The organism is Alteriqipengyuania abyssalis (genome assembly GCF_019857185.1).
In the GTDB taxonomy this organism is placed as follows: domain Bacteria; phylum Pseudomonadota; class Alphaproteobacteria; order Sphingomonadales; family Sphingomonadaceae; genus Alteriqipengyuania; species Alteriqipengyuania abyssalis.
Genome location: NZ_JAHWXP010000003.1, coordinates 693,182 through 719,472, shown reverse-complemented (window position 1 = coordinate 719,472; position 26,291 = coordinate 693,182). Strand labels below are relative to the sequence as shown.

Genomic DNA, 26,291 nt, shown 5'->3' with positions numbered 1-26,291 from the left:
GTTTCCGGCGGCGGTTCAACCCATCGTCGGGATGACGAAGGCGTTCGATCCGTCGCCGCCGCCATCGGGCCAGCGCTGGGTGACCTTCTTGGTCTTGGTCCAGAAGCGCAGCCCTTCCTGCCCGTACTGGTCGATGTCGCCGAAGCCCGAACGCTTCCACCCGCCGAAGCTGTGGTAGCTGACCGGCACCGGGATCGGCACGTTGATGCCGACCATGCCCACGTTCACCCGGTGCGCGAACTCGCGTGCGGCGTGGCCGTTGCGGGTGAAGATGGCGACGCCGTTGCCGTACTGGTGCTCGCTCGGCAGCTTGACCGCTTCCTCGAAATCCTTTGCGCGCACGATCTGGAGCACGGGGCCGAAGATCTCTTCCTTGTAGCTTTCCATGTCGGTGGTGACCTTGTCGAGCAGGGTCGGGCCGACGAAGAAGCCCTTCTCGTGGCCTTGCAGCGTAAACCCGCGACCGTCGATCACGACCTCGGCGCCTTCCTTCTCGGCGGTGTCGATCCACTGTTCGATCCGCGCCTTGTGCTCGGGCGTCACGACCGGGCCGTACTGCGCATCCTTGTCGGTCGAAACGCCGACGCGCAGAGCGTTGATCGCGGGGATCAGCTTTTCACGCAGGCGGTTCGCAGTATCCTCGCCCACCGGCACCACCACCGGCAGCGCCATGCAGCGTTCGCCAGCCGAGCCGAAGGCCGCGCCCGCCAGATCGTTCACCACCTGGTCGAGATCGGCGTCGGGCATCACGATGCCGTGGTTCTTCGCCCCGCCGAAGGCCTGCACGCGCTTGCCGTTCGCGGTGCCGCGCGAGTAGATATACTGCGCGATGTCGGACGAGCCGACGAAGCTGACCGCGGCGATGTCGTCATGGTCGAGGATCGCGTCGACCATCTCCTTGTCGCCGTGGACGACCTGCAGCAGCCCTTCGGGCGCGCCCGCTTCCACGAACAGCTCGGCGAGGCGCACGGGTACGGAGGGATCGCGCTCGGACGGCTTGAGGATGAAGGCATTGCCCGCCGCGATCGCCATGCCGAACATCCACATCGGGATCATCGCGGGGAAGTTGAACGGGGTGATGCCCGCCCCGATGCCGAGCGGCTGGCGCATCGAGTAGACATCGATGCCGGGGCCCGCGCCTTGCGTGTACTCACCCTTCAGCGCCTGCGGGATGCCGCAGGCATATTCGATCACTTCCAGCCCGCGCTGCACGTCGCCATGCGCGTCGTCGACAACCTTGCCGTGCTCGCTGGAGAGCAGTTCGGCCAGTTCCTGCTTGTTGGCTTCGACCAGCCGCTTGAACTCGAACATCACGCGCGCGCGGCGCTGCGGGTTGGTCGCGGCCCATTCGGGTTGGACTTCCTTCGCCTTGGCCACCGCCCGTGCAAGCAGTGCCGCATCGCCCAGCGCAACCTCGGCCTGCACCTCCCCGGTCGAGGGGTTCCACACCTTGTGCGTGCGGGCGGCTTCGCCGGCAGCGACGCCGGTGGCGAGGTGATGGTCGATAGTGCGCATGGGGGCTCTCCGTGAATTTACTTTTCGGTAGCGCGCTAGACGCTGCGACCGTCCCAGATCAAGGGAGGAAGGGCCCGCTAACCACTGGCGAAAGAGCTAGCCGTAGCGTCCATCGCGCCCGATGCCCCCGAAATCGCATGAGGGTTGGCCGCAGTCAGGGGCGCTGCGTTCAACCCATCTTGACCGCGACGGGGCGAAGGTGCAATCGCGCCACGGCCCAATGCGGCCCCGATGCGGGTGTAGCTCAATGGTAGAGCAGCAGCTTCCCAAGCTGACGACGAGGGTTCGATTCCCTTCACCCGCTCCACAATCCTGAACCAGCCGCAGACAACCGCCATTCCGGAAGGGGGGTAGTGCGCCTCGTGCGGAGCGGGGGACCGGAAGTCGCATCCGCGCGTTCAATCGTCATGAGCAAGACCGTCGAGGAACTCCAGCGCGATATGGAAGCCGCCGCGCGTGCGCTCGATTTCGAAACTGCCGGGCGGATACGCGACCGGATCAACCTGATGCGCGGCGGAGCGAATGCGGAAGAGGCCGCGCAGGCCGATACCTCAGGCCTGATCCGCCAGCAGCCCGGTGCTATGGGGCTGGGCACAAGCAGGCAGCGGCCGATTCCTCCCGCAGGCTGGAGGAAGCCGCCAAAGCCCGACCTCATGACCTCCGGCCGGAAACGCAAATGAGCATCGCCACCCCCCATGGCGCGATCGAGTGGGAGGCGCGATTATCCCCTCTTTTGAGACTTTTGGATTTGCGCCGCGGGTGCGGGCGTAGATAAAAATTCACCAACGCGCCGTATAGTTAATGCCGCTGCGGCTCGTGGATGATCGGGCGCGGCACGATGAGGATACCGGACGGGCGAGTGGGGTATGGGTAAGGACAATATCGGGCGCGACGTGCTCACGTTTCTGGCTGGCAATCTGCTCGATCCCACGCCGATGAACTATCGCTTCGGCTATCTCTACCTGACCCGGTCGAGCAAGGTGATCTGCGAGGAAACCGACACCTACATCGAAAACGGCATGCGCATGAAGCAGGAGACGATCGTCGAGATCATGGGCAAGCACGCCTCTGCCTCCGACGATCCCGAAGAGCGGATTGCTGCGCGCGACGAAGCGGTCGAACTTTTTCTCAACACTGCCGGAGAGCTGGCGCGCGAGGCAAAACGTCAGGCGGACGGGGTCGGACGCGATATCGCGGAGGAAAGCCAGGTGATCCGCGAGGGCGCGCAGGGCGAGGATCTGACCGGCGCGATCCGCCGCATCATCGATCGCGCGGAAGAGGCGGAGCGCGAATTGTCCAACGCCTCCAACCGGATCGACCGGCTCCAGCGCGATCTCGACGAGGCGCGCAACAAGGCGCTGGTCGACGAATTGACCGGCATCCCCAATCGCCGTGCGACCCGCGCGACCATTCAGGATCTGGAGATCCGCAAGGTCCGCTATTGCCTCGGCCTCATCGACATCGATCATTTCAAGGCGATCAACGATACCTACGGCCACCCGGTGGGCGACCGCGCGCTGAAGCTGGTTGCCGAAGCGCTGAGCGAATCGCTCGCCCCGTGGCCGGTCGCGCGCTGGGGAGGCGAGGAGTTTCTCGTGATCGCCGAAGTGCCCGACGCAAAGAAGCTGGCGGAGCGCGTGGCCGAGGCGAAGGAAACGCTCGCCGAACGCAACCTCAAGCTGCGCGAGACCGACGAGCCGATGGGCCCGATCACCTTCTCCGCCGGGGTCGCGGTCAATTCCGAAACCAGCGACGAGACGCTGCGCCGGGCCGACAACGCGCTGTACGAGGCGAAGAAGGCGGGCCGCAACACGGTGCTGATCGCGCCCGAGAGCGGCCGTGTGGCGGACGCCGCCTGACCGCGCGCACCGCCCGCCCATGTCCTCCTTCCTCTTCGGCTTTGCCGCAGCGTTGCTCCTGACCATCGGCGCGCGCGATCAGTTGCTGGTCGCCCGGCTGGCCGGGCCGCTCGGCGCGATCATCCTGCTGGCGGCGCTGGTCGCTGCGGTCTTTACCGCCGGACTCATGGCGCTGGCGGGCGACGCGATCGCGCAGATGCTGCCCGAGGCTGCCCGCCGGATGCTGGTCGCCATCGCGCTGGTCGTCGCCGCGGTGGAGCTGGTCTGGCCGGGGCGGGACAAGCGACCGAAAGAGCCGACCCGCTCGCCCTTCGCGGCCTTCGTCGTGCTGCTCGCCCGGCAATGGGGCGATGCCGCGCGCTTCCTTCTCTTCGCGCTCGCCGCCGCAACCGCGCTGCCCGCCTATGTCGCGCTCGGCGGTGGTGCGGGGGCGGGGGTGGCGCTGGCCGGTGGCTGGGCGCTGGGGGAAGAACTGCAGGCGCTGCCGCTGCGCGCCTTCCGGCTGGTGATGGCGAGCATCGTCTTTCTGGCCGGGCTGCTGATCGGGCTGGGTGCACGCGGGATTATCTGAGCGCCGATCCCTCCGATTGGGCGAAGGCGCAGTCAATCACAGTAATCGAAGCTTTGGCAGGAAACCGGGAGCAGCTTGCCCCGTTGACCTCACGAGACCCTTTCCAAGGCCCGATAAAATAACACAGGAGACCAAACATGGCTCAAGCTGGCGACAATTCGAAAACCGCACTGGTGCAGGAACTTAACGGCCTGCTGGCGGACCACCTCGCGCTCTATTTCAAGACCAAGAACTTCCATTGGCATGTGAAGGGGCCGCGCTTCCGCGACCTGCACCTGCTGTTCGACGAGCAGGCGATCGAACTGCGCGACCAGATCGATGCGATCGGCGAACGCGTGCGCAAGCTGGGCGAGGTGACGCTGACCTCGATCGGTTCGGTCGCCCGCGCGACGCAGGTCAAGGATCAGGATTCGACTGACCTCGACGGCGATGCGATGGTCAAGGAACTGCACGACGACAACGTCGCGATGATCAAGCGCCTCAAGGGCATGAAGCCGCTGGCCGAAGAGGCGGGCGATAATGCCACCGATGGCCTGCTCGACGACTGGACCGATATGGCGGAGGAACGCGCGTGGTTCCTCAAGTCGACGCTCGGCTAATCCCCCGTTAGCTTGGCAACCAGAGGGGCCGATCCGGTGCTATGCCGGGTCGGCCCTTTTCTGTATCGCGCATCCATCATGCCGCCGCTGCTGCCCCGTTCGCTCCACCGCCTCGCGCTGCGCGCCGCGCACCGGCTGCGCCACGTCTGGCGGCGGCTGGCGAAGCCGCAGCTGCGCGGTGTGAGCGTCATCCTGCGCGATCCCGAAGGCCGCGTGCTGTTCGTCCGACATACCTATGGCCCGCCCGACTGGAGCCTGCCGGGCGGCGGGATCGCGCGCGGCGAAGCGCCCGAGGCAGCCGCGCGGCGCGAGATGGCGGAGGAACTGGGGCTGACGCTCGGCCCGGTCAGCGAACTGGGCACGATCCACGAAACCATTTCTGGCGCGCCGCACACTGCGTACCTTTTCCTGGCGGAGATCGCGGAGGCCCCGGTACCCGACGGGCGCGAGATCGTGGAGGTGCGCTTCGCGATGCCGGACGACCCGCCGCAGCCGGTCAGCGGCCTCGCCGAGGCGCGGATCGCTTACCTGCTGAAGATCTAGAACAGGGCGAGCTGACCGCCGCTGGCATCATTGGATCGCCCCTCGTCTTCTTCCCCGGAAGCGCCCCGTTCGAGATTGGAGAGGGTCAGGCCCATCAGGCGGATCGGGCGGGGCAGGGGCAGCAGTTCATCGAGTATCGCGTGCCCGATCGCGGCGAATTCGGCCTTGTCCGCTACACTGCGCGGTAGCGAGCGGGCGCGGGTCATCAGCTGGAAATCGTTGTATTTGAGCTTGAGCGTGACGGTGCGGCCGCGCGCCTGTGCCCGCTCGATCCGCTCCCACACGATCTCGACGATCTCGTCCAGCGTGGTGCGCAGCTCCTCCGCCTCGTGCCGGTCGACCGAGAAGGTGCGTTCCCCGCCGACCGACTTGCGGATGCGGTTGGCGCGCACGGGCCGGTCGTCGATTCCGCGCGCCGCGCGGTAAAGGTATTCGCCGAAGCTGCCGAAATGCTGCGCCAGCCAAGCGCGGTCCTTCGCGGCCAGGTCCGCGCCGGTGGCGATGCCGAGCCGCGCCATCTTCTCCTCTCCTCGCGGGCCGACCCCGTGGAAGCGCCGGATGGGCAGCGTCTGGACGAAAGCCGCGCCTTCGCCTGGGCGGATCACGCACATCCCGTCGGGCTTGTTCTGGTCGCTCGCCAGCTTGGCGAGGAACTTGTTGTAGCTCACCCCCGCGCTCGCGGTCAGGCGGGTCTTGGCGCGGATTTCCTGCCGGATCATCTGCGCGACCTGCGTTGCCGACGCGATGCCCAGCTTGTTGACGGTGACATCCAGATAGGCCTCGTCGAGGCTAAGCGGTTCGACCAGATCAGTATGGTGGCGGAAGATCGCGCGGATCTGGTCCGATGCCTCGCGATAGGCATCGAAGCGGCTCTTCACGAAGATCAGGTCCGGGCAAAGCCGTTTGGCGGTGACCGATGGCATGGCGGATTTTACGCCGAACCTGCGCGCCTCGTAACTGGCGGCAGCGACCACGCCGCGCCCGCTCGCCCCGCCGACCGCGACCGGCTTGCCCCGCAATTCCGGGTTGTCGCGCTGCTCCACGCTGGCGAAGAAGGCATCCATGTCGACATGGATGATCTTGCGCGTCGGCGGCGCTTCGCCGCGATCTTCCGGTGTGGTGGCGCCTTCGCTCATCGCGGGCCTGCGATAGCACACAGGTTGCCAAGCGGAACCGACGACGCCATCTGCGGTTTTGTGCAGATGCGAAATGAACAATTTTCTCCCGGCGAGTCGATCGACCGGCAGAGCGTAGATGCTCGCGCGCCTGCGGCGCTGCCGCCGTCGGGCCAGCGGATCGGCGAGCGCCAGCTGATCGCGATGATGGCGCTGCTGATGGCGCTCAACGCGCTGGGCATCGACGCCGTTCTCCCCGCGCTCGACAACCTTGCCACCGATCTGGGTGCAAGCGGCAATTCGCGTCAGTTCGTGGTCGGCGCCTACCTGCTTGCGGCGGGTCTGGGCGCGCTGGTGCCCGGATCGCTGGCGGACCGATACGGCCGCCGACCGGTGCTGTTCTCCGCGCTGGGGCTCTACATCGCCTTCTCGCTGCTGTGCGCGTTGGCGTGGAATTTCGAATCGCTGCTGACACTGCGCTTCCTGCAGGGCTTCGGCGCGGCGGGGATCGTGGCGCTTCCGCCCGCGATCATCCGCGACCGGGTGGGCGGCGACAAGATGGCCCGGATGATGAGCCTGATCTTCGTCATCTTCCTGATGGTGCCCGCGATCGCGCCGAGCATCGGGCAGGGCGTGCTGATGGTGATGGGCGACTGGCGCTGGATCTTCGTGTTCACTGCGGTCGCGGGCGTGGCGATGGGCGCATGGGCATGGCGCAACCTGCCCGAGACGCTGCATCCCGAAGACAAGCAGCCGATCCAGCCGCGCGTGATCGCGCGCAACATGCGCGCCACGCTGACCATGCGGCAGGCGCTGGGCTACACGCTGGGCAGTGCGGTGATTTTCGGTGCGCTGTTCGGTTTCATCAACTCGGCGCAGCAGCTGGTGGGAGAGGCATTCGGCGCGGGGCCCTGGTTCCCCGCGATCTTCGCCTGCTGCGCGGGCGCGATGGCGGTCGCCAGCTGGACCAACTCACGGATCGTCGAGCGTTTCGGTGCCCGCCGGGTCAGCCACACCGGGCTGTTCCTGTTCCTGATCGTGGCCGCGGTGCAGCTGTTCGTCGCGACCATGACCGAGGAAACGCTGTGGACCTTCGTCCCGCTGATGGCGGCAAACATGATGCTGCTCGGCTTTATCGGTGCCAATTTCGGCTCGATCGCGATGCAGCCTTTCCGCGAGACGGCGGGAGCGGCGGCAAGCGTGCAGACCTTCTTGCGGATGGTTACCGCAGCGGTGATCGGCGCGAGCATCGGCTATGCCTATAATGGAACCGCGATCCCGCTGGCGACCGCGCTGTTCGGCGGCGCGCTGATCTGCATCGGCCTGGTGCTGTTCGCGGAGCGCGGCAAGCTGTTCGGCCCACCGGTGGGCGAGGATTGATCGATCTAAAGCCCCTCCCCTTGAGGGGAGGGGTTGGGGAGGGGTGTGCCAGGGTTGCGGGTGTTGCCCTAGCCCGAGAGTTCAGAACCCCCACCCCTCGATCCCCTCCCCATGGGGAGGGGAGGTTGGAGGCCTATTCCGCAGGCTCCACCACGCACAGCACCGCTTCGACCTGCACCTGACCGCCCTCGCTGGCGGAAAGCTGTGTCACGGTGCCATCGAACGGCGCGGTGAGCGAATGCTCCATCTTCATCGCCTCGAGCACCATCAGCCGCTGGCCTGCGGTGACGCTGTCGCCCTCGGCCACGTCGAGCGCGATGACCTTGCCCGGCATGGGCGCGAGGATCGCGCCATCCGCGGCGGAGGCCGATCCGCCGGCATCATGGCGATAAGGTTGAACCCGAAATGCTGCGCCGTTCTCAAAAACCAGGTCGCCTGCCTGATAGGTTCCTACTCCGCCGCTAGGTAGCGGATCACCCCAACCATCATGGGGTGTGACTTCTACAGCCTCGCCATTGACCAAAAGGCGAATGCTTTCTTTTCGTTCGGCATTGAGCCGGAAGCCACCGATACCTTCCAACCTTGCGAGATCATTTCCGAATTGGTCTTCGTAGAGATGGTCTCGTACTCGTAGAGCAAGTGTTAATTTACGTAGCTGGGGTTCTTCTGTCAGTTCCTCAATGTGATCGCCGATGGTGCCCGTAGTCATCTGCCCGGACTTGAATTCGTCCAGTTCGAGCAACCTAACAAGAAACCACGCATTTTGCCGGACCGGCCACACATTTGTGTTAGCCGTTGCTTCGCGGAGATTGGAGATAGCGTCCTCGCGGTTGTCCCCCTTGCACACGATCTTGGCAATCATGGGGTCATAAAAGGGCGAGACTTCCGACCCCTGCTCCACACCCGTTTCGACCCTCGACCTGAAAGCGGGTAGGTCAAGATACTCCAACCGGCCCGTGCTCGGCAAAAACCCCTTGGCGGGGTCCTCCGCATAGAGCCGCGCCTCGATCGCCCAACCGGCGATGCTCAGCTCGTCCTGCTCTTTGGGGATCGGCTCGCCCGCCGCCACGCGCAGCTGCCACTCCACCAGATCGACCCCGGTGATCTCTTCCGTCACCGGATGCTCGACCTGCAGGCGGGTGTTCATCTCCATGAAGAAGATGCGATCCGCGCGCAGGCCTTCGCTCGCGTCGGCGATGAATTCGATCGTGCCCGCGCCTTCGTAATCGACCGCCTTGGCGGCGCGCACGGCGGCGGCGCAGATTTCCTCGCGCGTGGCCTCGTCCATGCCGGGGGCGGGCGCTTCCTCGATCACCTTCTGGTGGCGGCGTTGCAAGGAACAGTCGCGTTCGAACAGGTGGACGTGGTTGCCGTGACTGTCGCCGAAGACCTGCACCTCGATATGGCGGGGCGAGGTGATCCATTTTTCTAAGATCACATCGTCATTGCCGAAGCTGGCCTTCGCCTCGCGGCGGCAGGATTCGAGCGAGGAGAGGAAATCGCCCTCCGCGTCGACCTTGCGCATGCCCTTGCCGCCGCCGCCCGCGACCGCCTTGATCAGCACGGGATAGCCGATCGCGTCGGCCTCCTGCTTCAGCCGCTCGGGGCTCTGGTCGTCGCCATCGTAGCCCGGCGTCACGGGCACGCCCGCCTCGCGCATCAGCTTCTTGGCCGCGTCCTTAAGCCCCATCGCGCGGATCGAGGAGGGCGGCGCGCCGACCCAGATCAGCCCGGCGTCCTGCACCGCCTGCGCAAAATCGGCATTCTCCGACAGGAAGCCATAGCCCGGGTGGATCGCCTCCGCGCCGGTCTGCTTCGCGGCGGCGATGATCTTCTCGCCCACCAAATAGCTTTCGGCAGCGGGCGAGGGGCCGATATGCACAGCCTCGTCGGCACTGCGCACATGCAGCGCCTTGGCGTCGGCATCGGAATAGACCGCGGCGGTGGCAATGCCCATCTCGCGCGCGGTGCGGATGATGCGGCAGGCGATTTCGCCGCGATTGGCGATCAGGAGCTTCTGGATCATGCCCGCAGCGCTAACGCCAAGAGGGCGGCAGGTCTACCACCCGGCAACCGGGCGCAGATCGTCGCGGGTATAGGGCGGCCAGTGCTCGGGCTCGGGCGCGTGCTTCGTGACGGCCTCACCAAAGGCGGCGATCACATGGACGAGCTTTTCGTACCACGGCACATAGGTGCGGGTATCCCATGCCAGCTGGCCGCGTGCGCGGACCTTGCGCCCGATCGCGCCGTAGATGCGCGCGGCGGAGAGCACCGCCCAACGCTGGCGGAAACGCAGGTGTTTCGCGCCCAGCCGGGACGCGACCTCGTACATTTCCATCCGGTCGACCAGCCGTGCGGAGACCGCCGCGAGCGCGAAGCGGTTATCCTCGTCGGCATAGTTCTCGCGGGTCAGCCCGGCGTCCTCCAGCCACTCGTCGGGCAGGTAGCAGCGCCCGGCTGCCGCATCCTCGATCACGTCGCGCGCCACGTTGGCTAGCTGGAAGGCAAGGCCGAGGTCGCACGCGCGGTCGTAGATGAAGCTATCGTTGGGGGCGAACATCACCCGCGCCATCAGCACGCCGACCGCGCCCGCGACGTGGTAGCAATAGCGCATCAGCTCCTTCTCGCTGTGCGGGCTGAAGCCGTTCGCGTCCATCGCGAAGCCTGCGATCACCTCGTTCGCCATGTCGAGCGTGATGCCCGCCTCGCCCGCGACCTGGCCCAGCGCATCGAACGCGACATCGGCGGTCGGCTCGCCGGCCAGCGCGCGGCGGGTCAGCACCTTGATTGCCTGCAGCCGGTCCTCGATCCCCGCCTGGTCGCCAAGCTCGCCGCCCTTTTCCTGCGCGTCGGCCAGATCGTCGCACCGGCGGCACCAGGCGTAGAGCATCCACACCCGCTCGCGCGTGGCCTGGTCGAACAGCTTGGAAGCGAAGGCGAAGCTGCGCGAGCCTTCCGAGATCGCCTCGTACGACTGGCGCACGAGGCCCGCACGATCGCGCCCGCCGCCGGGACGGGGGATGGAGGGGCGCACGAAACGCGAAGGGACGAGGGGGCGGGCCTGGTTCAAAGCTGGTCTGCGCTCATGCGATAGATCGGGGTATTAGGCGTATAAGACGCAAGCTTGTCGAGCAGTTCCGGCAAATTGTCCGCAACCTGCAGGATCTCGCGATGTGTTGCACGCACGAAACCCGTATCCGCCATCCGGTTTACGAACTGCACAAGATCATCGTAAAAACCGAAGGCGTTGAGCAGGCCGACCGGATTTTCGTGATATCCGATCTGCGCCCAGCTCAAGGCTTCGAACAACTCGTCCATCGTGCCCATGCCGCCGGGCAGGGTGATGAAACCATCGGCGAGGTCGGTGAAATGCGCCTTGCGCTGGTGCATCGTGTCGACCGTGATCAGCTGCGTGCAGTCGTGGTTGGCGAACTCACGCTCCACCATCGCGTGCGGGATTACCCCGATCACTTCGCCCCCTTGATCGAGCGCACCCTGCGCCAGCGCCCCCATCAGACCGAGCCGACCGCCGCCATAGACGACGCCAATATCACGCCGCGCCAACTCGCTACCGACGTCGCGTGCCAGCTCGATATAGCGCGGATCGGGCGGTGTGGCCGCACCGCAATAGATCGCCAATCTGCGAAGGCTGGGCTTCACGCGAGATCCTCGATCATCAGTCCGGCGGTCGCCTTGGCGCTGCCGACCACGCCGGGGATGCCCGCGCCCGGGTGGGTGCCTGCGCCGACGAGGTAGAAGTTGCGGATCACATCGTCGCGGTTGTGGCCGCGGAAATAGGCGCTCTGGGTCAGCACGGGTTCGAGGCTGAAGGCGCTGCCGAGGTGCGCGTTGAGATCGGCGGAGAAGTCGCTCGGCGCGTAGTGGAACTTGGTCACGATCCGCTTGTGAATGTCGGGCACCAGCCGCTTGCCGACCTCGTCGAGGATGCGCTTTTCGAGCAGCGGGCCGACCTCGTCCCAGTCGACCGGCAGCTTGCCCTGGTGCGCCACCGGGACCAGCGCGTAGAACGTGCTCATCCCCGGCGGGGCCATGCTCGGATCGCTCTTGCTCGGGTGGTGGAGGTAGATCGAGAAATCTTCCGGCAGCACGCCGTTGGAATAGATATCGTCGAGCAGCCCTTTGTAGCGCGGCCCGAACAGGATCATGTGATGCGCGATGCCCGGCCATGTCCCTTCGAGGCCGAAATGGACCACGAACAGCCCGGGGCTGTAGCTCTTGCGGGCAAGACGGCGACCCATGCTCCACCCGCGCTGCGAGCGGCCCAGCAGGTCGCGGTAGGAGTGCATGATGTCGGCATTGCTGGCGACCGCGTCGAAACGCTGGACGAAGCCGCTTTGCGTCATCACGCTCTTCGCGCGCTTGTCGTCGACTTCGATCCCGACCACCGGGTCGCCCAGCCGGATCGTCCCGCTGATCCGCTCGAAATGGCGGACCATTCCGGCGATCAGTCGGTTGGTGCCGCCCTTGGTCCACCACACGCCGCCATCCATCTCCAGCTTGTGGATCAGCGCGTAGATGCTCGACGTCTTCATCGGATTGCCGCCGACCAGCAGCGTGTGGAAGCTCAGCGCTTCGCGCAGCTTCTCGTTCTCGACGAAGCTGGAGACCATCGAATAGACGCTGCGATAGGCCTGCTTCTTGGCGAGCGCGGGCGCGGCCTTGAGCATCGACTTGAAGTCGAGGAAGGGCACGGTGCCCAGCTTGACGTAGCCTTCCTCATACACGCCCGCCGAGTATTCGAGGAAGCGCTGGTAGCCTTCGACGTCCTTGGGGTTGAGCTTGGCGATTTCCGCGAACAGCTCTTCATGGTCGTTCGAGTAGTCGAAATTCGTGCCGTCGGGCCAGTTGAGGCGGTAGAACGGTTTTACCGGGACCAGTTCGACATCCTGCGCGATGTCGTGGCCCGAGAGTGCCCAGAGTTCCTTGAGGCAGTCGGGATCTGTGACGACCGTGGGCCCGCCGTCGAAGGTGAAGGTGCCTGCATCGGCGTCCTTCTCCCAGTAATAGGCGCGCCCGCCGGGCTTGTCGCGCCCCTCGATCACGGTCGTGGCGATCCCCGCGCTCTGCAATCTGATGGCGAGCGCGAGGCCGCCGAAACCGGCCCCGATAACGCATGCTGTACGGCCTTCAGCCATTGTCGGCAGTTCCTTCTGGTGGGGCGAGCGGCGGGCGATGCGATGCCAGCGCGCGCAGGGCATGGGGGATCGGGACCGGCGGCTTGCCGGTCAAGACCCTGAGCTTGTCGGGGGTGGTCGACCGAGCGGCGTAGAACCGCTCGATCAATCCCGGCGACAGGCGATAGAAGCGCGAGAAGATGCGATATCGTTCCTCAGGTTTCGCCGCGCCAAACAGCATTTTGCCGAGCATCCGGTAAAAACCGGTCCGCTGCCACACGCGGCGTGCATGCGCCTCCAGCAGCGCGGCCATCTGTTCGCCGGGAAGATCGCGGTTCTCGGCCACCAGCAGGGCGGTCTCGACCGCGAAGGGCAGGGTGTAGCTGGTCAGCGGGTGGGCGATCATCGCCCTCGCGCCCGCAATGGTCACGCCGGGCACGCGAACCTGCCGCTGGTACCGGGCAAGGTCGCCGCCGGTGATCACCGGCAGCACTCCGGTCTCGAACCCGATCGGCTCGCCCTGCCAGCCCATCGCATCGCAATAGCGCTCTATCCGGCTGGAGAGCGCCGCGCGGTCGAGCACCGGACTGTCCTGATAATAGGTATCCTCGACGAACAGCTCGTCCGCGGCGAGCGGCAGGGTGTAGACGAAGCGGAAGGCGTCGTGCTGGCGGACCTTCGCGTCCATTACGATCGGGCGGTCGACATCGTGCGGGGCGTCGGTGCGCAGATGGCGGCCCATGAACACCTGCCAGCCACCCTCGAACGCGTCCGACAGGATGAAGCCGCGCGCGTCGATCACGCAGCGCGCCTCGATCCGCTCGCCCCCCTCCAGTGTGGCTCCGCGCGCATCGACCGAGGCGACGTTGCGGCCCGTGTGAATGGTCGACTGCGCCAGCTCACGCCGCAGCGCCGCGTCGAAATCGGCCGAGGCGAGCGACAAATAGGTGCTCTCCAGCCGCCGCGAGTGCTCGGGAAAATGCACGTCGTAGCCCGCGGGCCAATGGATCTTGCGAAAGGGCGCGAGCAGCGCCGCGCCGCCTTGCGGCAGGTCGCTTTCGAACCAGCTCCAGCGGTGGTTGCCGCCCAGCGTCTCGCCCGCCTCGATCAGCACCACCGCCATCGACGGATCTGCCCGGCGCAGGGCGAGCGCAATCAGGCCGCCGGCGAGGCCGCCGCCAAGGATCGCGATGTCGGCACGTGCCCCTGATGTTGCCGGTGTCATCGCCAATGCTCGTAGGGCGCTGGGGAAAAAGGTGCAATTGAACTTGCGGTTGTCCGCGCAATCATGCGCTTTTGCGTGGAACTATGCCTCTCCATCGCCGTTCAATGGGGCGCAACATGAGGGATAATCCATGCGTTCAATTCTTCCCGCCCCCGCAACGTTCGCTGCGGTCGCGTTCGCCTGTGCCGGGGTGGCCACGCCAGCGCTCGCGCAAGACGGCCCGGACGATGATGCTCCGGCCCGCTCTGCCGAGGGTACGGTGTTCGACGGCGACTGGGTCCAGATCGGCGTAGGTGCCGGTTTCGCGCCCGATTACGACGGCTCGGACGATTACGAGGTCTTCCCGTTGCCGATCATCCAGGGCAGCCTCGGGGGGATCGATATCAACCCGCGTGCGGCCGGTTTCGCACTCGATTTCATTCCCGACGGCGCTGACAGCAAGGTCAATTTCGGGTTCGGACCTGCAGTGCGCCTGCGTACCTCGCGGACCGGCGATATCGAAGATCCGGTGGTCGCCGCAGCAGGCGAGCTGGATACCGCAGTCGAGGTCGGGCCGAGCGCCAGCATCGGCGTTTCGGGCGTGCTCAACCCGTACGACAGCCTGTCGGCCAATGTCGACGTGCGGTGGGATGTCGCGGGCGCGCACGAGGGGATGGTTATCAACCCAACGGTGACCTATTTTACGCCCGTGAGCCGCGGCGCGGCGGTCAGCCTGTCGCTCAGTGCGGAGCACGGGGACGAGGCGTTCAACGAATACTACTATTCGGTCGCCCCTGCGCAGGCGACCGCCAGTGGCCTGCCGGTCTACGATGCCGGTTCCGGTTTCAACAAGCTCAGCGCGAACCTGCTGGTCGGGTATGATCTGGACGGCGACCTCACCAATGGTGGCCTCGCGCTGTTCGCGATCGGCGGCTATTCGCGGATGATCGGCGATGCGAAGGATTCGCCCTTCGTTGCGCTTCGCGGCGATGCCGACCAGTTCTTGATCGGCGGCGGGATCGGCTACACCTTCTGACGCCAGCTGATGAGCTGACCATCGCAAACGCATGAAAAAGGGGCGCGGAGGCTTGAACCTCCGCGCCCCTTTTAATTGGTAGGCAGCGTTACTCGCTTGTGTCCTCGATCATCAGGTCGGGGCGCGGAGCGGGCATCTGCGCATCGCGGTCGCCGGTCTTCAGATAGGTGTCGAACCACTGCATCATGCGCAGGTTGTAATCGTAGCGGCTGGCCGCGCGCCGGTTGCCGTGGCCTTCGCCCGGGAACAGCACGAGGCGGACCGGGGTATCGGGCTTGCGCACCTTGATGTTGCGATACAGCTCGTAGCTTTGCGTCGGCGAAACGCGCGTGTCTTCTGCCCCGTGCATGATCAGGATCGGGGTTTCCGCCTTGTCGACGTGGTAGATCGGGCTGCGTTCGAGCAGGTGATCCCATTCCTCCCACGGCCACTTGCGCTCGTGCACCAGATACATCTCGTTCGGGATGTCGGTGGTGCCAAACTTGCTGATATTGTTGGAGATGCCGACGAACATCACGCTCGCGGCATACTCGCTGGAATAATAGGTCGCGCCCCAGGCGCTGGCGAACCCGCCGTAGGACCCGCCGGTGATCCCGGTGCGGTCCGCATCGGTCACGCCTTCGGCAACCAGCGCACGCTTCGCATCGACGATGTCGTCGAATTCCTTGCCAGCATAGTCGCCCTGGTGCTGCTTGGAGAACGCGGTGCCGTAGCCGGTCGAGCCGCGATAGTTCGGGTGGAACACGGCATAGCCCTGACCCGCGCCGACCTGTCCGGGCATCGAATAGCCGGTCAGCCAGCCATTGGTGTAATGCGATTCCGGCCCGCCATGGACCATCATGATCGTCGGCGCGCCGCCCTTGGGCACACCGCCGACCGGCTCGATCAGAATGCCCTCGATCTGCTGTCCGTCGCGCGCGGTGTAGGTCATCGTGCGCTGCGTGCCGAAGTCGATCTCGGCGAGCCACGGGTTGTGGCTGGTCCAGCGGGTCAGGGTGGTGCCGTTCAGCGCGAACAGTTCGCCGGGGTGGCGCGGGCTGTCGGCACGCACGAACAGAGAATCGCTGCCGCCGTTTTCGAGGGCAGTCGGGACCAGCTCGCCCGGGTCGATTTCCTGCGCCACGCTGCCATCGGCATTGTACATGCGCAGGATCGTGTCCGCGCCCTTGTCCACGATCGCGGCAAGCTGGCCATTGGCGAGCCATTCGGTATCGCCGACCGCTTCCGCCGCGCCCTCGTTGAGCGCGCGGTATGCACCGCTGGCGACATCCACCAGATGCAGCGTCGTCGCGGCGGGATCGTGCTGGTCGATACCGGCGACCAGCGAGAGCTGCCTGCCGTCGGGCGAGACTTCCAGATCGCCCAGCTTGCCCGGCGTTTCGACCGTCCGCAGCACGCGGCCCGTGCCCAGATCGATGATGTTGACCCGGCTGGCGGTATAGGTGTCGTCGATCCGCGGGGTCGGCTGGCTTTCGACAATGCCGAGCTTGCCGTCGGGCGTCAGCTTGAACGAGGTGACGTAGCCGGACACGGCGATCTCGCGCGGCTTCGCGTCGATCTCCTCGCCACCGGCCTGCGCGGCGAACAGGCGGTTGAACCGCTCTTCCTCTTCATAGACCACCGCGTTGAAGCCTTTCTTGGCCTCTGCCTTGCGGTCTGTGTCGGGGGCGGCGCTCGCCAGCAGATAGAGCGTCGCGCCATCGGGCGCCCATGCGTAGCTGCGGACCGAGGCGTCCTCGATCGCGGCGAGCTTCATCTGCGCGCCACCATCGACGGGGATGCCCCAGACCGCGCGATCTTCGTCGTCCTTGCTCCACAGGAAGCTGACCATCCGCCCGTCGGGCGAGAATTCGACCGTCGAGACGGAGACATCCTCGGGCAGGAAGACCCGGGTGTTGTCCGGCCCGTAGGCCATTTTCAGCTGCTGCTGCGTGCTGCCATTATCCTCGCCCGCAACCACGTCGGGCAGGCTGGCGGTGGTGTAGGCGACGCGGCTGCCATCGGGCGAGACGGCGATTGCGCCCACGCTTTCCAGCTGTGCCACATCCTGCGGCGTCATCGGGCGCGCCTGGGCGGTCGCGGCGAGCGACACCCCGGCGAGCAGGCTGGCGGCGGTCAGGGCAGTGCGGGTGGCGTGGTGCATCTTGTGGTGGTCCTCTCGTATTGCTTGGGTTGTTTTTGCCAAACTGTGCGGCAGGCTATAGCCAGCCATCCGGCGTGCGCAAACGTGCGGCCGGTCAAAAGGGGGAATAGGACGATGCGGGTACTGGTCTGGGTGATGGCGGCGTTTGCTGCGCTGCTGGGCACGCCTTCGCTGGCGCAGGTGACGGTGATCCATGCCGGATCGGTGATCCGCGATGCCGATGGCGAGCCGAGCGGCCCTGCCACCATCACGATCGAGGATGGCCGGATCGTTTCGATCGTCGACGGGCTCCAGACGCCGGGTGGCGAGGCGCAGGTGATCGACCTCGCCGACAAGACCGTGCTGCCCGGCCTGATCGACCTGCATGTTCACCTTACCGGCGATCCCGGCGGCGATTTCTGGAAGGAAGCGGTCGAGCCGGACGAGTGGGGCGTGGTCGTGGGCGCGAAGAACGCGCGGCTTACCGCGCTGGCGGGCTTCACCACCGTGCGCGAGGCGGGCAGCGGGCCCGAAACCGCCTTCGCCCTGCGGCGCGGAACGGCCGAGGGGCTGATTCCCGGCCCGCGGATCGTTGCGGCGGGCGTGCCGTTGGCGATCATCGGCGGGCACGGCGACGTCAACGGTTTCCGGCCCGAGGTCAACGAACTGCTCGACACGGGCTTCACCTGCACCGGCCCGGTCGAATGCGCCGCCAAGGTGCGGCTGGCGAGCCAGAACGGCTCCGACGTGATCAAGATCACCGCCACCGGCGGCGTGCTCAGCCAGCAGGGGCGCGGGCTGGAGGCGCATTTCAGCGATGCGGAAATGAAGGCGATTGCCGACACCGCCCACTCGCTCGGCCTCAAGGTCATGGCCCATGCGCACGGCGCGCGCGGGATCGAGGCGGCGAGCCGCGCCGGGATCGATACGATCGAGCACGGCACCTATCTTGATGAGGCGGCGGCGCGCGCGATGCGCGAGAACGGCACCGTGCTGGTCCCCACGCTGATGGCGTTCCAGGGCGTGACCGAGCGGCTGGGCAAGGGCATCTACACCCCCGTGGTGGAGGACAAGATCCGCGCCGTGGCCGATACCGCGCGCGTCTTCATGGGCAAGGCGCTGCGCTGGAACGTGCCGATCGCCTTCGGCACCGATGCGGGCGTGTTCGCGCATGGCCGCAATGCCGGCGAATTCGCGCTGATGCGCGCACAGGGCATGACCGACCGGCAGGCGCTCGCCAGCGCCACCACCGTCGCCGCGAAGGTGCTGGAGATGGACGACCAGATCGGCCGCCTCGCGCCCGGCTATTCGGCGGACATCATCGCGGTCGACGGCAATCCGCTGGAAGATGTGACGGTGCTGGAGAAGGTCGATTTCGCGATGGTCCGTGGCCGGGTGATCGAGTGAGCGACCCCTGGGTCGAGGCCCTCTCGCTGCGCTCCTCCACGCGGGAAAAGGTTCTGGAACATCGCTTCCTGGCCGAAGTGTGCAGCGAGCTGTGGCGTCTGCAATGCTTCGATTTCAGCGTGGCACGCGGCGAGGTGGATGACGGCGGCTTCGACGTTGTTTTCGAGGTCGGCGACCTGATTCGGCATGTGCAGCTGAAGGCCAAGCACATTGATGGGCGGGCCGCGCGCTATGCGATCCAGACCGCGTTGACCCGCAAGCCTTCGGCCTGTGTGGTCGTGATGGTGCACGATCCCAGAACGCTCGAAATCGACCACTATCGCTTTTTCGGGGGAGCGCCGGGGGAGGGCCTGCCCGATCTCGGCGATCGCGAGGTCAGGCATACCAAGGGCAACGCGCTCGGGCAGAAAGCGGTTCGCCCCGCTTTGCGCAACGTTCCGCTGGGCGCGTTCGAAAAGGTGGAGAGCACCGTCCAACTGATCCCCCATCTCTTCGGTCATCATCTCGCAGCCTAGGCGATGACGGGGCGAAAGTGGGATCGTGATAGCCGCCGCCCGTCGATGCCACAATGCGGCTGATCGAAGGCGCTTGGTGGAAGGGCCGCCAGAGCCTAGGCTCGTGCGCGATTATATTCCGGGGGAGACTACCGACATGACCATCCGCCGCTTGCTGACCGGAGCCGCCGCGCTCGCCCTGCTTGCCTCGCCCGGGGTGGCGCTGGCCGATCATCACGAGGAAGCGCCCGTCGCCGCGCAGCAGTCCGAACACGACAAGCTGTTCGCGCTGTTCGCCGATTCCGATGCGCGCAGCCTCGAACTCAACCCGCTCAGCCGCCTGTTCCGCGGCGACGATACCAATGCGGACCGGCTGGGCGACTACCTGACCGATGCGAGCTATTATGCCTCGCTGCGCGATACGCAGCTCAACGTTGCGCTGCTCGACCAGATCGACCGTGCCAAGCTCTCGCCGACCGACCAGCTCGCCTACGACGTGTTCAAGTACAACCAGGATGAATCGCTCAAAGGTGCAACCCCGGAAATCCGCGCGCTGACCGAGGTGCGCCCGGTCAACCACTTCAGCGGCTTCCACACCTTCTACCCCAATTTCGCGAGCGGGACCGGCGCGGCGCCGTTCAAGACCATCGCGAACTACGAAGACAACCTCAGCCGCCACGACGACTATATCGCTATCACCGACCGCTCGATCGAGAAGTTCCGTGAAGGGATGGAAACGGGCGTGGTCGAAACCAAGCTGACAATCGGCAACGTGATTTCGCAGCTCGACACGCAGCTGGCGATCCCGATCGCGGAATCGCAGTTCATGGGCCCGACCACGATGTTCCCCGAGGATTTCTCGGACGCGGACAAGGCCCGGCTAACCGCCGCCTATGAGGCCAAGACCCGCGAAATCTACGCCGCGCACGAACGGCTGCGCGATTTCCTGCGCGACGAATATCTTGCCGCCGCGCGTGAGGAGGTCGGCCTGAGCCAGATGAAGGGAGGGGCGAAGCTGTACGAACAGCTGATCGAGAGCACTACGACCCTGCCGCTCAAAGCCGACTACATCCACCAGCTGGGCCTTTCCGAGGTCGAGCGGATCAAGGGTGAGCTGGAGGCGCTGAAGGAAGAGGTCGGCTTCGAAGGCACGCTGGGCGAGTTCTTCGACTACGTGCGCACCGACGAGCAGTTCAAGCCGGAGAGCCGCGAGGCGCTGACCCAGACCTATTACGATATCGGCAAGCAGGTCGATGCGAAGATCGGCGAACTGTTCAGCCTGGTCCCCAAGTCCGAACTCAAGATCGAACCCTACGACCCCTCGATCGAGCAGTTCAGCGCGGGCGGCTCCTACCAGTCGGGCACCCCCGACGGATCGCGCCCGGGCACGTTCTTCTTCAACGCCTACGACCTGCCCAGTCGCCTGACGACGGGCAATGTGACGCTCTACCTCCACGAAGGCGCGCCGGGGCACCATTTCCAGATCAGTCTGGCGCAGGAGAACGAGGATCTGCCCGCCTTCATGCGCTTCGGCGGGACGACCTCCTTCGTCGAAGGCTGGGCGCTCTATGCCGAGACGCTGGGCAACGAGATGGGCTTTTATGAAGACCCGTGGGCGCGGTACGGCACGTTGCAGGACGAACAGCTGCGCGCGATGCGGCTGGTGGTCGACACCGGCATCCACTCCAAGGGCTGGACCCGCGAGCAGGCGATCGACTTCATGCTCGAAAATTCAGGCATGACCCGCACCGAAGTGGTCGCCGAGGTGGAGCGCTATATCGCGATCCCGAGCCAGGCGCTGGCCTACAAGATCGGCGCGCTGAAGATCCAGGAACTGCGCGAGCGCGCGCAGGCCAAGCTGGGCGATGCGTTCGACATCAAGGATTTCCACGCGCAGGTGCTCAACACCGGCGGCCTGCCGCTGCCGGTGCTGGAGGAAAAGATCGACCGCTGGATCGCGAACGGCGGCGGCTGACCGCGCGCCGGGCGGGCACTGACCCTCCCTGCGCCTGATAAGAAACCGGGCTGCGGCTGTCGCATAACGGGGCGGTCGTGCGGCGGTGGAGCGGCCCGCTTGCGAACGCGTGTGCCATCGGCCAAGAAACAATTGTTAACTACGCAATTTCCGGCGGTGAGTCACACGCGCATCATGTGGCGGTGGCACCTGGCCGGGCGCGGTACCGGAGCGGCGAGCTGCCGCGCGGGCCCGTTGCCCGCTGCGCGGCGCATCAGCATCGCGACCGGTTCTTGCGATGCTTGGCACGATTATCACAGGAGCAATCGCCGCAGATGGCCACCGCCGACACCATTCCCGCCTGGATCGCCATGTTCATCGGCATCTACGCCTTCGCCGCCGCTATGGGCGAGCTGCGGCTGCCGGGTACGTGGAAGGCGATGATGCAGGATTTCGAGCAGTCGCCGGGCATGCGCTTCATCGCCGGGATTCTCACGCTGACGCTGGGCGCGGTGATCTATCTCGTGGTGCCGTGGCGGCCGGACGACTGGCTGTTCATCGCGGTCTCCGCGCTGGGCGGGCTGCTGGTGCTGGAAGGCATCGTGCTGCTGGCGGCGGGCGAACGCTTCGTCACCTTCGGTCGCTGGCTGATGGCGAGCGCGAGCGAGGTGTGGGCGGGTCTTTCCGCGATCCTTGGCGCAGGGTGCATCTTCATCGCGCTGTCGCGGCTGGGCACGTTCTGAGCCGCTAGTCCGCCGGGTAATAGGTCGGTGAACCCGGACCCACCGGCAGGCCGAGCGCGAAGGTCCACAGGTAGAAGAAGACCGACCACGCGATGAAGAAGCAGATCGAATAGGGCAGCATCATCGCGATCAGCGTGCCCACGCCCAGATCCTTCTGATATCGCGTCGCCCACGCCAGGATCAGCCCGAAATAGCTCATCATCGGGGTGATGATGTTGGTGGTGGAATCGCCGATCCTGTAGGCCGCCTGGATCGCTTCGGGCGAATAGCCGATCAGCATCAGCATCGGCACGAAGATCGGCGCGGTGACCGCCCACTGCGCGGATGCCGAGCCAAGCGACAGGTTGATCAGCGCGCAGATGCCGATGAAGGCGAAGAACATCGCCGGGCCGGTCATCCCGGTGTCCTTGAGGAATTGCGCGCCGGTGACGGCGGTGATCCCGCCCAGATGCGTCCACCCGAAGAAGGCGACGAACTGCGCGGCGAAGAACACCAGCACGATGTAGAGGCCCAGTGAGCTGAGCGCGCCCGCCATCGCGTCGATCACGTCGCGGTCGGTCTTCATCGTCTTCGCCGCGCGCCCATAGGCATAGCCGATGACGACGAAGAAGATCAGGATCCACACCACGAACCCGTCGAAGAAGGGCGAATCCATCCGCTCGCCCGTCTCCAGATTGCGCAGAACGCCCCACTCGGGCCACAGCGTCAGCGCCATCAGCGCGAAGACGCCGAGCATTGCGATGCCCGCCCAGCGCAGGCCCTTCTTCTCCTCGCTCTGGAGCGGCTGCATCATTCCTTCGTCGAGAATCTCGGGATCGGCCTTGGAGGCATCGAACTTCCCCAGCTGCGGCTCGACGATGTAGATCGAAACGAGGCTGCCGATTGCGGTGATCAGGAAGGTGCTCGCGACCATGAAATACCAGTTGGCGGTCGCCAGCACGGTGTAGTCGGGGTCGATCAGCTGCGCCGCTTCCTCGGTAATCCCGGCCAGCAGCGGGTCGATCGTGCCGATCAGCAGGTTGGCGGAATAGCCGCCCGAAACGCCCGCAAAGGCGGCGGCCATGCCCGCCAGCGGATGACGGCCGAGCGCGTAGTAGATCGCGCCGCCCAGCGGGATCAGCACGACATAGCCGACCTCGCTCGCGGTGTTGGAGATGATCCCGGCGAACACGATCGCCACGGTCACCAGCTTGGGCGGCGCGCCCAGCACCAGACTGCGCACCGCCGCGCTCAGCAGCCCCGATTTCTCCGCCACGCCCACGCCCAGCATCGCGACCAGCACCACGCCGAGCGGCGCAAACGAAGTGAAGTTGTCGACCAGCCCGGTGAAGATGCGTTGCAGCCCCTCCACGTTCATCAGGCTGACCGCGCGGATCATCCCGTCATCGGCCACACCGGACGCGCCTGCGGGTCTCGGATCGACCACCGCAACGCCCAGCGCGCCGAACAGGCCCGACAGCAGCACGATGCCCACCGCCAGCAGCGCGAACAAGGTGACGGGGTGGGGGAGGAGGTTGCCCAGCCATTCGACGCCGTCGAGGAAGCGGGTGAAGGCGTTGCGCTTCCTGGGCACCCCGGCTTCGGGCTGGCCATCGTCTGCGGGCGGGGGAAATTCGGTCATTATGGCTCCGTCGGGATTGGCGGCGGGGTCGTGCGGGCGCTGTGGCCCGAATGGCTCGAAAAGCGCAAGTCGGTGATGCGCAAAGCTGAACAGGCCCGAGTGCGCCTGAACCTCGGCAGAACGGGTCTCGGCCTGGAGAGGCGAGGGGAACCCCGGGTCGCGTCAACGGTTCTCACCAGCATGATCAAACTCGCCATCATGTGTCTCGTCGTCGCCGCTATCGCCGCGATCCTGGGTTTCGGCGGAGTTGCAGGCGCTTTCGTCGATATCGCGGTCTGGATCGCGATCATTGCGGTGGTGCTGTTCGTGGTCTTCCTGCTGCTCGGCATTTTCGCGGGCAAAAAGGCGAGCGACGCGCTCGACTGATCCGGCGCCCGCTTTACGCCGGGCATCGCGTTCCCTACAGTCACGGCCATCCCCGGGGAGCTTGCCGCGCAAACGCAGGTTGAGAGCGGAATACACCGCGACCCGTCGAACCTGATCCCGGTAATACGGGCGGAGGGAGGGAGCGGTTTTCGGAAAAAAAACTCCCGGCCACCGCCCTCGCTCCGACTTTGTAAGGAGCGTTTTTTCATGGCCGACATCCCCGCCCGCACCGAAATCGGCGTAACCACCGGGCCCATTCGCGGCAGCCGCAAGGTTCACGTTGCCGCGCGCACCGGCTCTGGCGTGCGCGTCGCCATGCGCGAGATCGACCTCGAAGGCGGTGAGCCGAGCTTGCGCGTCTACGACACCTCCGGCCCCTACACCGACCCCAATGTCGCGATCGACATCAACATGGGGCTCCCGCAGCTGCGCCGCGAGTGGATCATGGCGCGCGGCGATGTCGAGGAATACGACGCGCGCGAGGTGAAGCCGGAGGATAACGGCCAGCTCGGCCCCGATCGTTCGGGCGGCGTTCCGCAGTTCCCCAGTGTGGTGAAGCGGCCTCTGCGGGCGAAGGCGGGCCAGAACGTCAGCCAGATGCATTACGCCCGCAAGGGCATCATCACGCCCGAGATGGAATATGTCGCGGAGCGCGAGAACCTGGGCCGCGAAATGATCGCCCGGGAACGCGACGGGCAGAGCTGGGGCGCAGCCATTCCCGATTTCATCACGCCCGAATTCGTCCGCGACGAGGTGGCGCGGGGACGCGCGATCATCCCGAACAACATCAACCACCCCGAAAGCGAGCCGATGGCGATCGGGCGCAACTTCCTGGTCAAGATCAACGCCAATATCGGCAACTCCGCCGTCGCCAGCGATGTCGCGAACGAGGTCGACAAGATGGTCTGGTCGATCCGCTGGGGTGCGGATACCGTCATGGACCTCTCCACGGGCCGCAACATCCACGACACGCGCGAATGGATCATCCGCAACTCGCCCGTGCCCATCGGCACCGTGCCGATCTACCAGGCGCTCGAGAAGGTCGGCGGCATCGCCGAGGACCTGACCTGGGACATCTTCCGCGACACGCTGATCGAACAGGCCGAGCAGGGCGTCGACTACTTCACGATCCACGCGGGCGTGCGCCTGCCCTACGTGCCGATGGCGGCCAAGCGCATGACCGGGATCGTCAGCCGCGGCGGATCGATCATGGCCAAGTGGTGCCTCGCGCATCACAAGGAGAGCTTCCTGTACGAGAAGTTCGACGAGATCACCGAGATCATGAAGGCCTACGACATCGCCTATTCGCTGGGTGATGGGCTGCGCCCCGGCTCGATCTACGACGCCAATGACGAAGCGCAGTTCGCCGAACTCTACACGCTGGGCGAACTCACCAAGAAGGCGTGGGAGCAGGACGTGCAGGTGATGATCGAGGGGCCGGGCCATGTGCCCATGCACAAGATCAAGGAGAACATGGACAAGCAGCTGGAGGCCTGCGGTGAGGCCCCGTTCTACACGCTCGGGCCGCTCGTCACCGACATCGCGCCGGGCTACGACCACATCACCAGCGGCATCGGCGCGGCGCAGATCGGCTGGTACGGCACCGCCATGCTTTGCTACGTCACGCCCAAGGAGCACCTCGGCCTGCCCGACCGCGACGACGTGAAGGTGGGCGTGGTGACCTACAAGCTGGCCGCCCACGCCGCCGATCTGGCCAAGGGCCACCCGGCGGCGCAGGTGCGCGACGATGCGCTGAGCAAGGCGCGCTTCGAATTCCGCTGGCGCGACCAGTTCAACCTCTCGCTCGACCCGGACACCGCCGAGCAGTATCACGACCAGACGCTGCCCGCAGAAGGCGCCAAGACCGCGCATTTCTGCAGCATGTGTGGGCCCAAATTCTGCTCCATGAAGATCAGCCAGGAAGTCCGCGAGTTCGCCGCCAGGCAGAACTCGGACAGCTATCTGGCGAGCGAGAGCCTGAAGGGCGAAAACTCGCCCGACCAGCGGGCCGAGAACGAGAAGGGCATGGAAACCATGAGCGAGGTCTACCGCGCCAAGGGCGAACGGCTCTATCTGCCCGAGCAGGAGACCGAATGAAGCTGCGCGCCATCGCAGCCGCGCTCTCGCTTGCCCTCTCGCTCGCCCTCGTGCCTCGTGCGGCCGCCGCACAGGACGAGGGCGGCGCTGAGGTGCGCGCGGGAGAGCTGCGGATCATTCACCTCTGGTCGGTCGACCCCGACGCGTTCCTCCCGCAGTGGAACCAGCCCGACCCGCCGACCCTGCCGACCACGACGCGGACGGCCCGCAACCGGCCGATCCAGCAGTTCATCCTCTATTCCGGGTGCCAGCGCGACTTCGCCGGGCAGTGCCATCTCTCCGCGGTCGTCACCGTCACCGCGCCCGACGGCACACCCTATGGCGATCCGATCGCGTTCGACGCGCTCCCGCTCTCGCCCCCGGTCGCGCAGGGCTTCGGCCTCGCCCCCAATTCGATCGGCCTGGTGATCGAGGATGGCGAGCAGCTGGGCGACTACACCGTGCAGCTCGACGTGACCGACGAGATCGCGGGGGTCACCGCCAGCCAGACGAGCGTGCTGGAGATCGTCGAAGCCGACTGACCGGCGGCG

At 65.9% G+C, this 26,291-nt stretch carries 23 protein-coding genes, 1 tRNA gene and 1 riboswitch; of the genes, 15 read left to right on the top strand and 9 right to left on the bottom strand.

Going from position 1 to position 26,291, the window contains the following annotated elements:
* Positions 1-15 precede the first annotated feature (15 nt).
* A complete protein-coding gene (locus tag KYN89_RS13290; protein WP_222825487.1) occupies positions 16-1,515 on the bottom strand; it encodes a CoA-acylating methylmalonate-semialdehyde dehydrogenase in 1,500 nt (499 codons plus the stop codon).
* Positions 1,516-1,748: 233 nt separating this feature from the next.
* Here KYN89_RS13290 and KYN89_RS13285 point away from each other — a divergent pair.
* The 6 genes from KYN89_RS13285 to KYN89_RS13260 all read left to right on the top strand — a co-directional run bounded on the left by KYN89_RS13285 (position 1,749) and on the right by KYN89_RS13260 (position 5,087).
* A tRNA-Gly gene (locus KYN89_RS13285) sits at positions 1,749-1,822 on the top strand.
* Positions 1,823-1,922: 100 nt separating this feature from the next.
* Positions 1,923-2,195, top strand: coding sequence for a UvrB/UvrC motif-containing protein (locus KYN89_RS13280; RefSeq protein ID WP_222825486.1), 273 nt, complete (start codon positions 1,923-1,925; stop codon positions 2,193-2,195).
* A gap of 186 nt (positions 2,196-2,381) precedes the next feature.
* Positions 2,382-3,374, top strand: a complete 993-nt coding sequence (locus KYN89_RS13275; protein WP_222825485.1) for a GGDEF domain-containing protein — start codon at positions 2,382-2,384, stop codon at positions 3,372-3,374.
* 19 nt (positions 3,375-3,393) lie between these two features.
* Entirely contained in the window at positions 3,394-3,945 is a 552-nt protein-coding gene (locus KYN89_RS13270; protein WP_222825484.1) for a hypothetical protein, read from the top strand.
* 137 nt (positions 3,946-4,082) lie between these two features.
* Complete coding sequence (locus tag KYN89_RS13265; RefSeq protein ID WP_010236441.1) at positions 4,083-4,544, top strand: Dps family protein; 462 nt, start codon at positions 4,083-4,085, stop codon at positions 4,542-4,544.
* A 78-nt stretch (positions 4,545-4,622) separates the two neighbouring features.
* A complete protein-coding gene (locus KYN89_RS13260) occupies positions 4,623-5,087 on the top strand; it encodes an NUDIX hydrolase (protein ID WP_222825483.1) in 465 nt (154 codons plus the stop codon).
* Here KYN89_RS13260 and dinB read toward each other — a convergent pair.
* Positions 5,084-6,223, bottom strand: a complete 1,140-nt coding sequence (dinB, locus tag KYN89_RS13255; RefSeq protein ID WP_222825482.1) for a DNA polymerase IV — start codon at positions 6,221-6,223, stop codon at positions 5,084-5,086. The two genes, KYN89_RS13260 and dinB, sit on opposite strands and share 4 nt — an antisense overlap.
* Before the next feature lie 66 nt (positions 6,224-6,289).
* Between dinB and KYN89_RS13250 the strand changes: the two genes are divergently transcribed.
* Complete coding sequence (locus KYN89_RS13250) at positions 6,290-7,582, top strand: multidrug effflux MFS transporter (RefSeq protein ID WP_222825567.1); 1,293 nt, start codon at positions 6,290-6,292, stop codon at positions 7,580-7,582.
* Between the two features lie 133 nt (positions 7,583-7,715).
* On the opposite strand, the gene KYN89_RS13245 is transcribed toward KYN89_RS13250, so the two are convergent.
* The 5 genes from KYN89_RS13245 to crtY are packed head-to-tail and all read right to left on the bottom strand — an operon-like array spanning position 7,716 to position 13,942.
* Positions 7,716-9,608, bottom strand: coding sequence for an acetyl/propionyl/methylcrotonyl-CoA carboxylase subunit alpha (locus KYN89_RS13245; protein WP_222825481.1), 1,893 nt, complete (start codon positions 9,606-9,608; stop codon positions 7,716-7,718).
* Between the two features lie 33 nt (positions 9,609-9,641).
* Positions 9,642-10,652 (bottom strand): phytoene/squalene synthase family protein, encoded by a 1,011-nt coding sequence (locus KYN89_RS13240; protein WP_222825480.1) that lies wholly within the window; start codon positions 10,650-10,652, stop codon positions 9,642-9,644.
* Positions 10,649-11,242: an LOG family protein gene (locus KYN89_RS13235; protein ID WP_222825479.1), complete on the bottom strand. Its 594-nt coding sequence runs from the start codon at positions 11,240-11,242 to the stop codon at positions 10,649-10,651. The genes KYN89_RS13240 and KYN89_RS13235 overlap by 4 nt, the downstream gene beginning before the upstream one ends.
* A complete protein-coding gene (locus KYN89_RS13230) occupies positions 11,239-12,738 on the bottom strand; it encodes a phytoene desaturase (protein ID WP_222825478.1) in 1,500 nt (499 codons plus the stop codon). Before KYN89_RS13230 ends, KYN89_RS13235 begins: the two co-directional genes overlap by 4 nt.
* Entirely contained in the window at positions 12,731-13,942 is a 1,212-nt protein-coding gene (gene crtY, locus KYN89_RS13225; RefSeq protein WP_222825477.1) for a lycopene beta-cyclase CrtY, read from the bottom strand. The genes KYN89_RS13230 and crtY overlap by 8 nt, the downstream gene beginning before the upstream one ends.
* Before the next feature lie 130 nt (positions 13,943-14,072).
* On the opposite strand from crtY, the gene KYN89_RS13220 reads away from it, so the two are divergent.
* Positions 14,073-14,957 (top strand): MipA/OmpV family protein, encoded by an 885-nt coding sequence (locus KYN89_RS13220; RefSeq protein ID WP_248285219.1) that lies wholly within the window; start codon positions 14,073-14,075, stop codon positions 14,955-14,957.
* Positions 14,958-15,045: 88 nt separating this feature from the next.
* Here KYN89_RS13220 and KYN89_RS13215 read toward each other — a convergent pair whose 3' ends face one another.
* Complete coding sequence (locus KYN89_RS13215) at positions 15,046-17,100, bottom strand: S9 family peptidase (protein WP_248285218.1); 2,055 nt, start codon at positions 17,098-17,100, stop codon at positions 15,046-15,048.
* Positions 17,101-17,214: 114 nt separating this feature from the next.
* Between KYN89_RS13215 and KYN89_RS13210 the strand changes: the two genes are divergently transcribed.
* From KYN89_RS13210 to KYN89_RS13195, 4 genes are all read left to right on the top strand, one after another.
* Positions 17,215-18,486, top strand: a complete 1,272-nt coding sequence (locus KYN89_RS13210) for a metal-dependent hydrolase family protein (RefSeq protein ID WP_222825475.1) — start codon at positions 17,215-17,217, stop codon at positions 18,484-18,486.
* Complete coding sequence (locus KYN89_RS13205) at positions 18,483-19,001, top strand: hypothetical protein (protein WP_222825474.1); 519 nt, start codon at positions 18,483-18,485, stop codon at positions 18,999-19,001. The genes KYN89_RS13210 and KYN89_RS13205 overlap by 4 nt, the downstream gene beginning before the upstream one ends.
* A 136-nt stretch (positions 19,002-19,137) precedes the next feature.
* Entirely contained in the window at positions 19,138-20,955 is a 1,818-nt protein-coding gene (locus tag KYN89_RS13200) for a DUF885 domain-containing protein (protein ID WP_222825473.1), read from the top strand.
* Between the two features lie 314 nt (positions 20,956-21,269).
* Complete coding sequence (locus KYN89_RS13195) at positions 21,270-21,677, top strand: hypothetical protein (protein ID WP_222825472.1); 408 nt, start codon at positions 21,270-21,272, stop codon at positions 21,675-21,677.
* Positions 21,678-21,681: 4 nt separating this feature from the next.
* Here the strand turns inward: KYN89_RS13195 and KYN89_RS13190 are convergent, their stop codons facing one another.
* Positions 21,682-23,298: an AbgT family transporter gene (locus tag KYN89_RS13190; RefSeq protein ID WP_222825471.1), complete on the bottom strand. Its 1,617-nt coding sequence runs from the start codon at positions 23,296-23,298 to the stop codon at positions 21,682-21,684.
* A gap of 30 nt (positions 23,299-23,328) precedes the next feature.
* On the opposite strand from KYN89_RS13190, the gene KYN89_RS15525 reads away from it, so the two are divergent.
* The 3 genes from KYN89_RS15525 (at position 23,329) to KYN89_RS13175 (ending at position 26,282) form a co-directional block, all read left to right on the top strand.
* Complete coding sequence (locus KYN89_RS15525) at positions 23,329-23,664, top strand: DUF1328 domain-containing protein (RefSeq protein WP_429699547.1); 336 nt, start codon at positions 23,329-23,331, stop codon at positions 23,662-23,664.
* A 43-nt stretch (positions 23,665-23,707) separates the two neighbouring features.
* Positions 23,708-23,819: riboswitch (TPP riboswitch) on the top strand.
* A gap of 52 nt (positions 23,820-23,871) precedes the next feature.
* The gene (thiC, locus tag KYN89_RS13180; RefSeq protein ID WP_222825470.1) at positions 23,872-25,761 is read left to right on the top strand and encodes a phosphomethylpyrimidine synthase ThiC; all 1,890 of its coding nucleotides are present in this window, start codon (positions 23,872-23,874) and stop codon (positions 25,759-25,761) included.
* A complete protein-coding gene (locus KYN89_RS13175; protein WP_222825469.1) occupies positions 25,758-26,282 on the top strand; it encodes a hypothetical protein in 525 nt (174 codons plus the stop codon). The genes thiC and KYN89_RS13175 overlap by 4 nt, the downstream gene beginning before the upstream one ends.
* Positions 26,283-26,291: the final 9 nt, after the last annotated feature.